Consider the following 14373-nt stretch of genomic DNA (forward strand, 5'->3'; position numbering starts at 1 on the left):
CTTAATGTCGAAACATCAGCAATACGACCGCTCCGATTTAGCCAGAATTGCCGCCATCGTCATGGAAGAAAAAGGGCTTGAGCCTAGTTTTTCTAAAGAGGTTCATGATCAACTGGATTTAATTGTTTCACCTGGACAGGATTTAGACCCCTCCATTCAAGATCTTTCAGACCTTTTATGGTGCTCTCTCGATAATGATGATTCAAAAGATTTAGATCAGTTAACAGTATGCAGCGATGCAGGAAATGGCAATCATAAAATTTACATCGCCATTGCCGATGTCGATGCGCTCATCAAAAAAGATACTCCGATTGATGATCATGCTAAACACAATACAGCCTCGGTTTACACGTCCGCACGGATTTTCCCGATGCTGCCAGAAAAACTCTCTACTAACCTGACCTCCCTCAATTTTAATGAAATCAGGTTAGCTTTAGTTACCGAGATTGTTGTGGGTAGTAAAGGAGAAATTCTGGGCTCCACAATTTATAGAGCAAAAGTATGCAATAAAGCGAAGTTAGCTTATGACGCCGTATCAGCCTGGATCGAAGGCAAGGGTGAAATGCCAGCCGCCATGGCTGATGTACCTGGCATGGATCTGCAAATCAAAATTCAAGACGAAATTGCACAACGATTACGCCTGAAACGGCAACGAGCTGGATCATTACAACTAGAGATATTTCAACCGAAAGCCGTATTTGAGGGTGATCGGGTGATTGGCATTGCCGAACAAGAACATAACCGAGGAAGGCAGCTCATTGAAGAGTTCATGATTGCAACCAATGGATCTACTGCCCGCTTTCTACTCAAAAAAGGTATTCCCTCTCTACGTAGGGTGGTTCGCAGTCCAGACCGATGGTTACGCATTGTTGAGCTAGCCAAGCAATATGGAGAGGTATTGCCCAATGAAGCAAGCTCCAGAGCCCTCTCAGAATTTTTAGCCAAACGCCACCAAGCAGACCCTCTGCGCTTTCCTGACCTATCCTTAGTCGTTGTGAAACTCATGGGGCCCGGAGAATACGTATTAGAGCAACCGGGAGCCACTCCAATTGGTCACTTTGGATTAGCGGTGCAAGATTATATGCACTCCACCGCGCCCAATCGACGGTACCCCGATTTAATTACTTTACGTATGCTCAAGAGTGCCATTAATAATGAGCCTAACGCATATGAAACTCAGGAACTCTATGCACTAGCGCTTCACTGCACTACACAGGAAGATGCCATCCGTAAAGTGGAGCGCAGAATGCGTAAATCAGAAGCAGCCCTATTCCTAGAACCTTTCATCGGTAAGGATTTCAATGGCGTTATTACTGGTGTGACTCCGAACTATGGATGGGTCAGGATTTTTAATCCACCCGCCGAAGGCATGCTGGTGAAGCTTCCTCGTGATGCATTTATCGGCAATAAGGTCCGGGTAAAACTAACGTCAACCAATGTTGAAATGGGGCACATCAACTTTATGCTAATTGCTTAAAAAGAGTAATCAGGGGCTTAATTTTGAGCTTGGTAAAGTTGCACCTTATTGCCACCAGCATGTTTAGCGTCATACATTGCACTGTCAGCGGTTTGAATGATTTCATTCGATAACTCATGCCCTGCAAACATCGACAAACCGATACTTGCTGATCCTTGGTGGTCAATGGAGCTTTTGCCTGATACATCTTGCCTCTCGAAGATAAAAGGCTTGCCCAGAGCAATACGGATTTTTTCACAGACCATTAATGCATCTTTTTTTGCAGCAGACTCATCTTTTCCAAGAGGTGACAATAGAACTGCAAACTCATCTCCCCCAATACGGGATACGGTATCCATCTCCCGCACGCAAGCAGTGATTCGTTTCGCTGCTTCTATCAGACATAGATCTCCAAACTCATGTCCATGTTGATCATTTGAAGACTTGAAATGATCTAAATCAATATAAATCAATGCGCCATAGAGCGAATTTCTACGATTTACAGTCAGGGCTTGACTAAGATGATCTTCTAAGAGACGCCGGTTAGCCAACTTGGATAGTGGATCGAATAATGCGAGCGCCTTGAGCTCATCACCTAAACGCACTTTCTCAGTAATATTACGCTGCACTGAAACCCAGTGAGTAAACCATCCCCGCTCATCAGCAACAGGCGTAATGCTGAGCTCCACCCAAAATTCTTGACCAGACTTTGTGTAATTAAGCATCTCGACTTTAATAGGCTTCCAGTTAATTAATGCCTCATGAACAAGATGCATAGTCGCAGGATCTGACTTGAGCCCTTGAAGAAGACGCGGTGAGCTGCCGATGATTTCTTCACGACTATATCCAGTCATTCTCTCAAAAGCATCATTTACATAGATTGTGCGTGGCCCCGGAAAGCTAATAGGCTCGCCCTCTGTCACCATCACCACATCATTCGTATGGTTGAGGCAAATTTCTAAAAGCTTTAAGCGATTTTTATCTAGTATTTGCTGAGTAATATCTCGGGCGATTTGAGAGGCGCCTACCACTTCACCCTTGGAATTGCATATCGGAGATACTGTCACTGAGACATTGATATGCGTATCGTCCTTACCTATACGGACCGTTTCAAAATGACTAACGCGTTCACCTGCCTTGATCCTTTTGAGAATCGAAATTTCCTCATTTCTAGATTCAGGTGGAATGAGGATATTCATTGACTGTCCGATAGCCTCATTCGCTCTATAACCAAAGATTTGTAGAGCCCCAAAATTCCAGCTCGTGATGACTCCATCTAAATCTGTACTAATAATAGCGTCATCAGAATCATCGACTATAGCGGCCAATTGACGTGTCGCAACATGCTCTATAGCTTCCTGGTCTAAAAAGCATGGAGATAAGGAGGCTTTGTGATTGTCTCTAGGCATATCATTTTACGAATGATGGTGTGTGTATTCCCTTAATAATTATAAGAGATCTAAAGTCTACTTAAAGATTTAACCCACCTTCATTCAAAATAAACGCTGAATAGCCTAATCCCTGATATGTAAGGCTGTTTTCCAATCATCGAAACTGTGACTGCTCCACATCTTGCTGCTTCGAGGCTTATCTATTGGTTTTTTATTGCAGTACCCTCTTTTGCAAGTTTGGCAATTTTTTACACTACTGATCTCTTCTCGTGTAGAACTTCATTTTCGACTGAATTTCATCTAAATATCTCGGTAGCTCCAGTCAGCAATAATGCAATCCAAGAGCTCAAATATTGCCGACGCTTTTATTCAGTGCATGACTTTCTTACAGAAGCATCTAGCATTGCATAAATTGAAGGTGTCGTTAGATAATAGTAATAAGCAGTTATGTTCGACCAACTAAGAAGAATCAACCGTACTACTATGGAATTTAACTGGCTTAATCTAGATATGCTTTTTGCGTTTATCACGCTCACTGCCCTTGAGGTAGCGCTGGGGATAGACAATATTATTTTTATCAGCGTGCTTGCAAATCGACTTCCAAAAGAACTGAGAAGTCGTGCCAGACGGTTTGGTCTACTCTTTGCACTTGCTACCAGGATAGGACTGCTACTCAGCCTTTCCTGGGTAATTTCTCTCAATTTCCCGCTTTTTACCGTCTTTCACAATGAAATTTCTGGAAGAAAACTAATTCTATTTTGTGGCGGCCTATTTTTGCTCTGGAAAGCAGCCCGAGAAATTTATCTCGAAGTTGAAGCTCCAGAAACATTATCCAAATCTACCAAGCAGCTAGAGGTTGCCAATATTACACAAGCTCAAAAACGTCGTCTTCTTTGGGGAGCCATACTGCAGATAGGCATGCTTGATATGATTTTCTCGCTCGATAGCGTCATAACAGCTGTAGGTTTAGTCAATCAAATTGGAGTTATGATTTCAGCAATTTTGGCGTCAATCGTCATCATGCTGTTGGCAGCCAAAACGATAGGTGATTTCGTAAGCCGTCACCCTTCTATTAAATTGCTAGCACTGTCATTTCTAATCGTTGTTGGGGTAGTACTCATCTCCGAAGGAATGGATGTAGTAATACCCCGCTCTTACGTATATTTTGCAATGGCCTTCTCGTTGCTAGTAGAGCTACTGGCAATCAGGTCAAAAACAAAGAAACAAACCCAGTTTACCGATTAAAAAGTCTCAAAGAAATGGGTTAATTTAGAATCAAAACCGGTACTTTGCTATGCAAAATAACCTCATGAGCTTCGCTTCTCAAAAAGAGCCCTTTGATTCCGTCTCTTTTATGAGAGGCCATGGCGATCACGTCAGCCTTAGATTTTTTCGCAGCCTCAATAATCCCATCTGAAGCATTAGGGTGATAAATATGCACCTCACCAACCTCGAGCTGACTGCCAATCAATTTTTTCGCTTTTACAAAAAGCTTATTGGCAAAAGCCTCACAGTATTTTCTATACTCAATTGGAGATATTGCCAAGACCGATTGAATTTCTGAAGAAGAATATGGAATGATGGGGTTAGAAACATAAGCAATCGTAATTTTGGCCCCATCATCTTTAGCCAGCTTAATCGCCATCCTTACCTCTGCTTTTGTAAGAGAATCTCCGTTGATTGGAACTAAAATATTTTTAAACATGAAACCTCCCTATCAAATGACTCCGAATAATTTTGATTTTAAGACTCATCCAAATTGAGGCTGGCTCGATAACCCTGCTGATTAATGAAGTGAATGAGATCTTCTGACTGATCAATCGATCTTGCAATCTGCACATGCCCAGATTCCCAGTCTACGTGAATGCTCTGGATATCACTTAATGGACTTAGTGCTTTTTTGATCACCTCAATACAGGATGCCGATGAGATACCCTGCACATCTAAATTAATTGTTGCCATATTAACTATCCTTTAAGAGTCTGTTTATCGTCTATACCTACTGCAGACTGTCGAACCAATTTCACACCATCTATAAAATTCAAACCAAGCAAGATTAAGATGATGACGTCAAAAATATACTCAATTCCTTGCGGTACAAAATAGAGCCAGTCTAGTCTCTCTGTTTGAGCATGAAGGCTTAACAGATAGGAGATAGGCAAAAGAACCAAGGTGGCAATGAGTAAAATCCAAATCATTCTTTTTTTCTTAGCTTGAATGATATTTCCTTGTCTTTTTTTGCTAAGCACCAATCCATAGATTGCAGTAAGACTTAAGGTAAGCACTAAAAGTAGCATACCCTGCAAGGTTAACGCCTTCACCTCTGAAATAATCTCCTGCGAATACCACAGTTCAGATACCAGAGATGCCAAAAGAGAGGCAAACACGAGAGTTAGGGCAATCGTGCCAAACATGGCGTGAAGGACTGTTTTCATAACCAGCGCCTACTCCCTGAGGGTAATTAATCCATCATCTCTGATCGCGACATGATCCCTAATGAGGCCATTCAATGCAAATCTGACCATCCTAAAGCAGACCTCAGGGGGTTCATCCAGCTTCATAGAAGCTTCTCGAATGAGCGCCTCCTCTTCCCAGCCCAGGATATCCCCCTCTTCCTCTAGGATAGATATCAATATTTCCCTAGGGGTTAGATCCCCATGTCTCAGATGAATGCCGGATTCTATCTGTTGGTGTCGCATAGTGACCTCCTTTTCCTATTCGGAACATCAATATTGCAAAGGCAAATTGGTAAGAAAGATGCCCTTTAATTATGCTCCCACCCCTCTTTTCTTTGCAATCACTATCAGTGAATTCGTTATCTGTGGGTAAAAAATCAATAAATCCAAGCTATACATCCGTGTAAAGCAATGTAATGTTCAAAGAGCACCTGATTGCAAACTATTCATGGCTTTAAACTGGCTTATATTCAATGAGCGGATCAAAGATGCGCAGTAACCACGCTCTTGGTTGATGCTAGAGAAAACACCCTGAATTACCTCTTCACTTGACGGCTCATACCGACGATATCCTCAGATTTAAGCTGCTGGCGCCCAACTTTTCTTGCGAGGTCCGCCTTGATGATCCAATGCTGAGACAGCAGCTTTGCTAACGGCCGTATAAGGTCTTTAGGCTTGGTAGTTTATTTAAATAGTGCGGAATATCAGTTGCCGACAATACTTCGCAAACCACCCCCAATTCAATGGCCGCTGCTGGCATTCCGAAAATCACACAGGACTCCTCATCTTGCGCAATAGTATCTCCGCCCTCGTCAAAAATAGCTTTCATACCCTGAGCTCCATCTCGACCCATGCCACTGAGAAGTACGCCAACAGAACTACTGCCATAGATTTTTGCTGCCGAAAGAAGTAGTTGATCAATACTCGGACAATAAATTTCACCTGCAATTGGTTCCGTTAATACAAAGGATCCGTCATGGGCAAATGTCAGGTGCATTCGCTCTGGGGGAAAGTAAACATGTCCAGGCATTGGCATGCCCCCTGCTTTAGCCACTTCAAATGTCAGATTGGAAATGCCACGAAGCCAAGTGATCATCCCATTGATGAAACCCAGGCTAATATGCTGAACACAGACAATGGGGACTGAAAAATCACGCTTAAGGTTGAGAAATATTTTCTCAAAGGCTTGAGGGCCTCCAGTTGAGGCCCCAATCACTACCACCCTAGTCGGCACAATCCTGGGTACAAAGCATTTTGCGTCTCGGACAGGCAAAGCCTTTGAGGGCCTCTTGTTTATATACTTCACACCATTGAGAATGCAAATTTTATCGACTAATTTGAGGCCATCTTCTTGCCCAATGACACCCCCGGTTGCTCTTGGCTTAAACATCACATCGAGCGCACCAGCCGAAAGTAGCTTGAAAATGTTATCGACCTGATCGGGTTGTACCGAAATGCTTAAAACTAAAATTGGGCATGGAAAGATTTTCACTGCCTTTTGAATAAATTCAAGACCATCCATTACTGGCATGTGATAGTCAGTACAAATCACATCTGGTTTTAGTTTAGGAAGCAATAAAAGTGCTTCCGCACCGTTTGTCGCCGTTCCAATAACAACTATACGAGGATCAGCATTCAGAACGGATTTGATAATATGCAACTGCAATGGTGAATCTTCAACTAGCATTACCCGAATTGGAATCGATTGATCATTGCTTGACATAGATCCTTACCCCCTAAATTAGTCTAGCAATTGAATCAAGTAATACAGTTTGATCAAAATCTGATTTGGAAATATAAGCATCAGCCCCAACATCTAAACCCCTCCGTCTATCGTCCTCGGAGGCTAAAGAGGTCACTAGAATGATAGGTATATCGGCAAATTTACGGTTAGACCGAATCTTTGCAGCTAACTCTAGGCCATCCATATTAGGCATCATGATGTCAGACACAATTGCATCAAAAGATCGTGAATTCAATAAATTCCAGGCATTAAGCCCATCTACCGCTGTCACCACTTCGTAACCGGCCGCCTCTAGAATACGTTTTTCCTGAATACGCGTCACAATACTGTCCTCAACCAAAAGCAGAGACTTTGCTTTGACAGAGCTGGCTATAGGACTTTCAAGCACAGATTGATCTGAAGTCATTTTTTGATGAGTCTGTCGAACTGTTTTTGCTAAATCGCTTGCATTGAGAACTGCACACACTAGACCGGAATCCAAAATAGTCACGCCGGAGATATTGCGCAAGCGTTTGATGGGAGGAGGGGGCGCCTTTAAAACAATGTCTTCTTCATTATGCAATTCATCAATAATCAGTCCAAAACTGAAATCAGCAACCCGAATGACAACGCAAACTGTGGCTAATCCAGGATCAACTGGTTGTAATGATCTTTCCAATAAAGTTCCCAATCGATTGACGGTAATAATTTCATCGTTATGATAAAAACACTGCCGATCCTCACGTACTAAGAGCTCCTCCGGCTTAAGAATCTTAGAAAAGTAAATTGCCTCACAAGGTAAAGCATAGTTTTCGCCCCACTCACGCAAAATCATCACACGAGTTGATGTGAGTGATACTGGCAGATTCAAGGTGAAAGTCATCCCTTTACCAGTTACCGATTCAATTGCCAAAGTTCCGTGCATCCGCTCAACCGATGATCTCACTACATCCAACCCGACACCCCGACCTGATATATCGGTAATCATCTTATTGGTTGAAAACCCAGGGGTCATCAAAACATTTTTGAGTTGAGTCTCGTCCAAGCCTATAGCTTGCTCATCAGTAAAAATATGACGCTTTACCGCCTGTTGGCGTATCGCCTCTAAATCCAAACCTTTGCCATCATCAATCACATCGAGTCGAACATGATCAGCATCTTGGCTCACTTTAATCAGAATTTTTCCAACAGGAGGCTTACCGTTATTAATCCTTACCTCTGGGAGCTCAATACCGTGATCCACTGCATTGCGTAACATATGCATGAGCGGAGACTTCATTTCCTCAATAATGCGTTTATCTGCTACCGTGCCTTCACCCTCAAATACCAAATCAACTTGTTTATTGACTTCGGCTGCCAGATCATGAACCATGCGAGGAAATTGCTCTAATAACGTTGAAATAGGCAGCAAACGCAAACTTTGAATTTCACTCTCAATTTCTTCAGTAATGACATTTAATCTGCCAGCATCCTCAGCGAGCTTTGAATGCATTAACTGCATCTCTTTTGCCCACTGCTCGGATTCAATTTCTTTGTTTTGAAGCTTATTAATCATGTCACTAAATTCAGCCTGCCAACGCAGAATACGACTTCGACTAACTACCAACTCCGCAGCTTGACTGAGTAGAAAATCCAGTTTTTTTGCATCCACCCTAAGCGTATCAATGCGAAAGTCGAGAGAATTTGAACGGCCATTGATCACTGAGTCTGTCTTTGGTTGTGGTCGAGCCTGAAAGGCCGCAGGAATGCTTGCCGCTTGATGCCTCCCCTCGATTTGCGCAGCCACTGTTGTAGAAACAAGCTCGGATGGGGTCTGCTGAGTGCTTTCGATTTGATTTAAACCTTGTGGAATAACATCTCCGACAGCCTCAGCCACCATCGTTCTAATACGATCTAAAGTTGCCAATTGAGGCTTTACTATCTCAGCTGTCACTGCCAAGTTACCAGCCCTTACCGCCCCAAGCATATCTTCAACCGTATTTGCTAGCCCTTGTATTTCAATTAGCCCTAGCATTCTGGCTGAGCCCTTGAGGCTATGGGCTTCGCGAAAGATTTCCTGAATTAATGCCTGATCATTCGGAGTCTTCTCAAGCTGCAAAAGACCCGCATCTAGCTTTTGTAAATGCTCCGCACTTTCTATCTTAAATAGCGCGCTAAGCTCAGCATCTTCAATCGTAGCCATGAAATTTGCTAAACCATCTTACGCAAATGATCAGCTACTTTAGTCAGCGTTTCAACTCCCACCCTAGCTTGAGCAGTGCCTGCAATCATTTCGCGAGAGCCGTTGTTAATATTTTGCATAGCCTCGTTAATCTGTATTAGTGCAGCAGACTGCTGCTTACTATTGAGCAGCACCTGCTGAGCATTTTGAAAAACACCCTCTGATAGTTTGCGCAAGGCGTCAAAAGCCTTAGCGGCCTCAGATACACTCTCCGATGCTTGATGGGTTGTTTTAGTACCGTCCTCTGCAGTCATCACCATAGTATTGGTCGACTTTTGAATATCAGCCACTATTTGACTGGCTTTTTCGGCAGACTGCTTGCTTTGATCGGCCAACTTACGAATCTCACTAGCCACTACTGCAAATCCCTTGCCATGCTCACCAGCACGTGCAGCTTCTACAGCCGCATTGAGTGCCAGCATATTGGTTTCACCCGCAAGCTCACCAACTAATTTTGAGATGTTGCCGATTTGACCAGCCTGCTCTGACAGACTGAGGATTTGCTTTGCAATAGAGGCCATTTTATCTTCAAGGGAGGCCATCTCTACTTGATTTCGAGTGACTAAATCCAAGCCTTTAAGAGTCGTTTCTTGAGCTGTTTTTGCCGCAATTGCAGCGGAGTCAGCCTGCTCTGAAGACAAGCGCGCTGAAGATACTAACTCCTCTACCGTGCTCGACGTTTCAGCTACAGAAGATCCTTGTTGCGTTACTGCTTTTTCATGTTGCAACAAGGTCGTTGCAATTTGGGTAGCTGTTACAGAGAGTTGACTTGAATTTACGGCGATGTCACGACTGAGGTAGATAGTGACCATAGCCCCAAAAACAACTAGCAACGCAATAGTCAATAAAGTTCCAACCAATATCAAGCTTTGGGCTGATTTAACAGAATTCGTAACCTCTTGACGCAATATTTTCCGAATACCTGCATCAGTATCTGTCGCCAAATCAGCAATGGAATCAGTATTACGCGCTATTCTGATCAACTCACCTTTTTTAACCTCCTCAATAGCTTCCTTACCTTGACCCGCATCCACCATTTGAATCAACTTAGCTGTCTCTCGAGTAATAGTTTGAGTATTAGCTTTCATATTCATAATATCGGCATCCAGCTTAGGATTAACATCCTCTTTTGCGAGATAGCCAATCATCTCGTTTGCCGTCGCTAGGGAATCCTGATAAATCTTTTTTGGATAACCTTGTTCAATTCCTTGATTACCATTGATTAAGATGTAGGCATATGTTGCTCTAACCATCCGCAACTGGGCATCATAGAGTTTATAAATATAGGGGGTGGTATTAGCACCCACATTAAGCTTGACCGAATTCTCTACTGCCGTATTCATTTTGGTCTGATTAAACAAAACTACTGTTAACAAAATCAATAAGGGAATCAAATAACTCAATCCCAACTTCCAGCGTAGTGTTAGTTTATCCAACATACTTCTCTCCTTTAATTCAAATCTAAACGTGCTCGTCAATTTCTAGCAGACTACCCGATAGGATTGTCTCGATATCCAGAATTCCCGCAACCCCCTCGTCAATACGCAGTAGCGACTTACATCTCACATGATGCTCTTCTAAATTCTGTATTGGTGAAATAAGATGGGGATCAAAATAGCGTAAGTCGTCTACTTTCTGCACCGCAAGGGCCATTCTTTTCTCCCGCAACTGCAATACCACGATATCCTGTTTGTCAGCTATATTTTGGATACCGAGTAAAGCAGTCATATCAATTACCGATAAGACATCACCCCTTAAATTGATCACGCCTAAAATATAGTGCGGGCAGCAAGGCAATGCGACGCATTGCTTAAGATGGGTAAACTCGGTAATGTAGGCAATTTCGATAGCATACCGAATGCTGCCAATAGTGACTAAAGCAAAACCGACTTTACTCTCATCCTGATGATCAACTATCGGCATTGCAAGTTGGTGCATTCTTTCGCGAAACAATTGCTCGTGATTCTCTGCAAATATGGCAACTGGATGGTATTCACTGCTTCCAGAATGGTCCTCTATCTCTAGGCCAACTTCGACAGTTAATAGCTTTGATAGGCTGAGTAACAAGACAATAGCATCGCCTTGCTTGATCTCACCCTCCACCAAATCAGAGTATGCAGATCTAAAGTCTGATGGGATTACCATGTCTCGCTGAATGACTTCTTCTGTAGGCACCTCAACCAAACCCATCACTAAATCTGCAACCAAACCGAAGCGCATCTGGGGAGTGCTGACTAAAATAATATTCGTTGTTGTTTGATAACTTCTAGGAGGATTATTGAACCGCAAACCCAGATCCATGACATGAACAACTGCACCATGCCAATTGACAAATCCAATAAACCAAGGGGGAGCAGCCATAATCGGCGATAACTCTGGCATCCAGAAGATACTATCTACCCTTTCTGCAGGAATAGCATAGCGTACCTTTTCTGACTCGAATACCAAAAAACTGGGCATAAATTTCTTTTTAGTAAGACTAATTCAATTTAAATTAAGGCTTTACTGAAGTCAAACTATTTTGTAAGTTTTTAAGATATTCCCGCAGATCAGAAGCGGTATTGTTTTTAAGGATCGGCAACACTACATCGGCTCCCATCAGCTCAATAATATGTAGCGCTTGATCGCAATATTTGGAAACAAGGTGGCCCTTACCTTCCTGAATATGAATCGTGATCATCTCTAAATACGCCGGGAGAAACTGAGGGTCTAGATACAGGGTTTTCCTAAGATCTTCTTTAGCACGTTCAAAATCCCCCATTTCCAGAGAAATCACTGAATGTAGATAATGAAGCTCAGCAATCATCGAATCCCGAGAAATAATTTCTTGATAGATTTTTAAGCCTTCAGTAAATTTGCCTTGATCAGCAAAATACCATGCTAAAGATAATAATTGAGGGATCGGCTTGGCTTGAATTTTAGGTAAATCAAGCAGAGTAGTTTTTTCGAGCTGACTTAAGTTGAGCTCACCCAATAGGGGTGAAGGTAGCTTGTCAATTTCGACAAGTTCGCTCTCAAAGCCTTTTTGTGGCTTTTCGTACACTAGGGATTCGGGGTAAATTTTTACCTGCAAACCACTTTGTCTATAGGCATGCAATTCACCGTGCGCCGTCATTAATACCCCGCCAGATTTAAGGCAAGCTGATAATTTCTCGGCAATCAAGTTGATGGCCTCTGTATTCATATAAATGAATAAGTTTCTACAAAGAATAAAATTAATATCAGCTAGATGATGCGAAGGGTTTGGCAGAACACCTTTTACCAGATCAAATACTAAAAAACGTGCACGAGAGCGAATGCGGTCTATGAGTTTCCAGCCCCCGTCTACTTTATGAAAATAGGCATTTTTGAAATCTGCATTACAGCCACGGAACGACCAATCTCCATAGATAGCCTTTTTAGCTTGTTCAATAAAGATCGGATTAATATCGCTACCAACAATATCAATTTCCCAGTTATCAATCTGAGGCAAGACCTGCTCTAATAAGATAAGTAGAGAATAGATTTCCTCACCAGTAGCGCATGCTGGAGCCCAAATCCGTATGAGTTTTAGAGTATTTTCTTTCGAGATAATTGCAGGTAGTATGACTCGACGAATGAGCTCCATTTGCCCCGGATCACGCATAAAAAATGTTTCACCGGTAGTCAGCAAGTCGCACAGCATTTGTCGATCCTCAGATAAGTCATCAGATCGAATTAAGTAATGTAGGTAGTCAATTTGAGTTTTGAGACAAAGGGACTGGATACGTTTTTCCACCCAAGCACTCAACCTTTCATGATCGAGCTCTGGGATGCGCATACCCGAGATCAGTCGGATTTGTTGAATTAACTCAGGCGATAAGGGATTTGTCATTGAGCCTTGAATCAATAAAAGTGGGGTTTTAAAACTCAGTACCGACTCTTTGTACTCTGTATTTATAATAACAAATAATTGTTCTTGTAAGTGTATCTGGAGGCGTTGTGGCTGATAACTTTTTATTTACTTCTGAATCCGTTACTGAAGGTCATCCTGACAAAGTCGCCGATCAAATATCAGATGCCATCCTCGATGCCCTTCTAGAGCAAGATTCACACAGCAGAGTTGCTGTCAATACGATCTGTCATGCTGGCCTTGTATTACTCACTGGTCAGATTACGACTAAAGCCATTGTGGATTACCCAGCTATTACTAGACAGGTGTTACAAGAGATCGGTTATAACAATACTGAATTGGGTATGGACTTCAAAGGGTGTGCCATTCTTCAATCATTTGAGAAACAAAGTCTGGATATTTCAATTGGGGTAGATCGGGCTCAAGATAATCCATTGGACCAAGGCGCCGGCGATCAGGGGATGATGTTTGGATTTGCTGTGGATGAAACTGAAGAACTCATGCCAATGCCTATTTTTCTGGCCCACCAATTAGTACAACAACAAGCCCGATTACGTCGTAGTGGTGATTTTGATTGGATTAGGCCAGATGGTAAATCTCAAGTGACACTTCGTTATAAAGACGATCGCCCTGTCGGAATAGAAACTGTCGTGATGTCAACACAACACTCGCCTGATATTTCTTTGAGTCAGTTACGAGAAGCGATTATTGAGGAGTGCATCAAGCCGATCCTACCTCCCGAGTTAATCAAGGGAGAAATACGTTATTTAGTCAACCCTACTGGACGATTCATCATAGGGGGGCCACAAGGTGATACTGGGCTTACCGGGAAAAAACTGATGGTAGACACTTACGGGTCTTCAGCGCCTCATGGTGGAGGTGCATTTTCTGGCAAAGATCCATCAAAGGTGGATAGATCAGCCGCTTATGCTGCGCGCTATGTCGCTAAAAATGTAGTAGCTGCAGGACTTGCAAAAAAATGCCTCCTGCAAGTCTCCTACTCCATAGGTGTAGCCAAACCCACTTCGCTGATGGTCAATACCTATGGTACAGGTACCCTATCAGATAGCAAGCTTGAACAACTACTGCTGGATATCTTTGATTGGAGGCCCAGGGGAATCATTCAAAAGTTAGATTTACTCAAGCCCATTTATCGTCAGACTGCTAAGTACGGGCATTTTGGACGGCAAGATGTCCGATTTGCCTGGGAGGATGGCGATCTAGCGCAAACCTTAAAGGCCTCAGCCTAATTTCA

13 protein-coding genes are annotated in these 14373 nt (G+C 42.8%); 3 read left to right on the plus strand and 10 right to left on the minus strand.

Going from position 1 to position 14373, the window contains the following annotated elements; all coding sequences use genetic code 11:
• Nucleotides 1-4: 4 nt before the first annotated feature.
• A complete protein-coding gene (locus DN92_RS03435) occupies nt 5-1477 on the plus strand; it encodes an RNB domain-containing ribonuclease (RefSeq protein WP_173959943.1) in 1473 nt (490 codons plus the stop codon).
• 17 nt (nt 1478-1494) lie between these two features.
• On the opposite strand, the gene DN92_RS03440 is transcribed toward DN92_RS03435, so the two are convergent.
• Complete coding sequence (locus tag DN92_RS03440; RefSeq protein WP_173959944.1) at nt 1495-2865, minus strand: PAS domain S-box protein; 1371 nt, start codon at nt 2863-2865, stop codon at nt 1495-1497.
• A gap of 429 nt (nt 2866-3294) precedes the next feature.
• On the opposite strand from DN92_RS03440, the gene DN92_RS03445 reads away from it, so the two are divergent.
• Nucleotides 3295-4092 carry a TerC family protein gene (locus DN92_RS03445; protein WP_254598330.1) on the plus strand — a complete coding sequence of 266 codons (798 nt, stop codon included), beginning with the start codon at nt 3295-3297 and terminating at the stop codon, nt 4090-4092.
• A gap of 19 nt (nt 4093-4111) precedes the next feature.
• Here DN92_RS03445 and DN92_RS03450 read toward each other — a convergent pair whose 3' ends face one another.
• The 9 genes from DN92_RS03450 to DN92_RS03490 form a co-directional block, all read right to left on the minus strand.
• On the minus strand, nt 4112-4552 hold the full coding sequence (locus DN92_RS03450; protein ID WP_173959945.1) for a universal stress protein: 441 nt from the start codon (nt 4550-4552) through the stop codon (nt 4112-4114).
• Between the two features lie 38 nt (nt 4553-4590).
• Nucleotides 4591-4809: a heavy-metal-associated domain-containing protein gene (locus DN92_RS03455; protein ID WP_173959946.1), complete on the minus strand. Its 219-nt coding sequence runs from the start codon at nt 4807-4809 to the stop codon at nt 4591-4593.
• Between the two features lie 5 nt (nt 4810-4814).
• Entirely contained in the window at nt 4815-5282 is a 468-nt protein-coding gene (locus DN92_RS03460) for a hypothetical protein (RefSeq protein WP_173959947.1), read from the minus strand.
• Nucleotides 5283-5291: 9 nt separating this feature from the next.
• Nucleotides 5292-5546, minus strand: coding sequence for a hypothetical protein (locus DN92_RS03465; protein WP_173959948.1), 255 nt, complete (start codon nt 5544-5546; stop codon nt 5292-5294).
• 406 nt (nt 5547-5952) lie between these two features.
• Nucleotides 5953-7026 (minus strand): chemotaxis protein CheB, encoded by a 1074-nt coding sequence (locus tag DN92_RS03470; RefSeq protein ID WP_173959949.1) that lies wholly within the window; start codon nt 7024-7026, stop codon nt 5953-5955.
• A 13-nt stretch (nt 7027-7039) separates the two neighbouring features.
• Complete coding sequence (locus DN92_RS03475) at nt 7040-9208, minus strand: hybrid sensor histidine kinase/response regulator (RefSeq protein WP_173959950.1); 2169 nt, start codon at nt 9206-9208, stop codon at nt 7040-7042.
• 8 nt (nt 9209-9216) lie between these two features.
• Nucleotides 9217-10686, minus strand: a complete 1470-nt coding sequence (locus tag DN92_RS03480) for a methyl-accepting chemotaxis protein (protein WP_173959951.1) — start codon at nt 10684-10686, stop codon at nt 9217-9219.
• A 22-nt stretch (nt 10687-10708) separates the two neighbouring features.
• A complete protein-coding gene (locus DN92_RS03485) occupies nt 10709-11707 on the minus strand; it encodes a chemotaxis protein CheW (RefSeq protein ID WP_173959952.1) in 999 nt (332 codons plus the stop codon).
• 34 nt (nt 11708-11741) lie between these two features.
• Entirely contained in the window at nt 11742-13100 is a 1359-nt protein-coding gene (locus DN92_RS03490) for a CheR family methyltransferase (RefSeq protein WP_173959953.1), read from the minus strand.
• Between the two features lie 107 nt (nt 13101-13207).
• On the opposite strand from DN92_RS03490, the gene metK reads away from it, so the two are divergent.
• Complete coding sequence (metK, locus tag DN92_RS03495; protein WP_173959954.1) at nt 13208-14368, plus strand: methionine adenosyltransferase; 1161 nt, start codon at nt 13208-13210, stop codon at nt 14366-14368.
• Nucleotides 14369-14373: the final 5 nt, after the last annotated feature.

Origin of the sequence: Polynucleobacter arcticus (genome assembly GCF_013307205.1) — a bacterium.
Classification (GTDB): Bacteria; Pseudomonadota; Gammaproteobacteria; order Burkholderiales; family Burkholderiaceae; genus Polynucleobacter; species Polynucleobacter arcticus.